The 1,251-nt window shown below is 64.7% G+C and carries 3 protein-coding genes; all 3 read left to right on the top strand.

Going from position 1 to position 1,251, the window contains the following annotated elements; genetic code table 11:
* A partial coding sequence (locus SE92_RS17475; RefSeq protein WP_198172680.1) for a chemotaxis protein CheW occupies positions 1-307 on the top strand: 307 nt, incomplete at its 5' end.
* A 73-nt stretch (positions 308-380) separates the two neighbouring features.
* On the top strand, positions 381-746 hold the full coding sequence (locus SE92_RS17470) for a response regulator (RefSeq protein WP_007600538.1): 366 nt from the start codon (positions 381-383) through the stop codon (positions 744-746).
* A gap of 75 nt (positions 747-821) precedes the next feature.
* The coding region (locus tag SE92_RS17465) for a response regulator (protein WP_157095896.1) at positions 822-1,251 on the top strand (430 nt) is incomplete at its 3' end.

The following is a 1,251-nucleotide window of genomic DNA, read 5'->3' as shown; positions in this document are numbered from 1 at the left end:
GAACCTGCGCGGCCGCATCGTCACCGTGGTCGACATGCGTGCCCGTCTCGGCCTGCCGCAGCCCGAGGACGGCAAGGTGCCGATGGCGGTCGGCGTCGACCTGCGCGGCGAATCCTACGGCCTGCTGATCGACCAGATCGGCGAAGTGCTGCGCCTGCCCGAAGCCGGCATGGAAGAGAACCCCGTCAACCTCGATCCCCGCATGGCCAAGCTCGCCGGCGGCGTCCACCGCCTCGACGGACAGCTCATGGTCGTCCTCGACGTCGATCGCGTCCTCGAGCTCGCGCCCGAGATGATGGCGGCCTGATACGGCGGCCTTTCGGCCGACGTACCTGCAATTGGAAGTGCCCCCGCAAACGGGGGAGGAAGCAGAGGTTCACATGCGAACTTGTCTCGTCGTTGATGATTCCAGCGTCATCCGCAAGGTTGCGCGCCGGATCCTGGAGGGCCTCGACTTCCAGATTCTCGAAGCCGAGGACGGTGAGAAAGCGCTGGAAGCCTGCAAGCGCGGTCTGCCCGATGCGGTGCTGCTCGACTGGAACATGCCCGTGATGGACGGCTACGAATTCCTCGGCCATCTCCGGCGCATGCCCGGCGGCGACCAGCCAAAGGTCGTGTTCTGCACAACCGAGAACGACGTCGCGCATATCGCGCGCGCGCTGCATGCCGGCGCCAACGAGTACATCATGAAGCCCTTCGACAAGGACATCGTGACGGCGAAATTCCAGGAAGTCGGCCTTATCTGAGCGATCGGCCGGAGGCCGAACGGATCCTCCGGCGCCTGTTTTCAACTGTCTCCTTTCAGTCTGAGTTGGTGAGTAATGAGTGTTGCGTTCGCAGGGAATTCGACCACAGGCGCGTCGCGCGAAGCCGGGCCGCTGCGGGTGATGATCGTCGACGACTCCGTCGTCATCCGCGGTCTGATCTCGCGCTGGGTCGGCGCCGAGCACGACATGGAGGTCGCGGCCTCGCTGCGGACCGGGCTCGAGGCGGTCAACCAGATCGAACGCATCAACCCCGATGTCGCCGTTCTCGACATCGAAATGCCCGAGCTCGACGGCATCTCGGCGCTGCCGCAGCTGCTGGCGAAGAAGCGCGACCTCGTCATCATCATGGCCTCGACGCTGACCCGCCGTAACGCGGAGATCAGCTTCAAGGCGCTGTCGCTCGGCGCGGCCGATTACATTCCGAAGCCGGAATCGACGCGCGAGGCCTCGGCCGCCGACATCTTTCATCACGACCTGATCCAGA

Origin of the sequence: Bradyrhizobium sp. AT1, from assembly GCF_001590795.1 — a bacterium.
In the GTDB taxonomy this organism is placed as follows: Bacteria; Pseudomonadota; Alphaproteobacteria; order Rhizobiales; family Xanthobacteraceae; genus Bradyrhizobium.
The sequence above is the reverse complement of the archived record's forward strand: the minus strand, read 5'-3'. Positions and strand labels throughout refer to the sequence as shown.

What these genes read in the sequence shown, in the direction of transcription:
- SE92_RS17470 (WP_007600538.1), top strand. Translation starts at nt 381, where the DNA reads ATGCGAACTTGTCTCGTCGTTGATGATTCCAGCGTCATCCGCAAGGTT.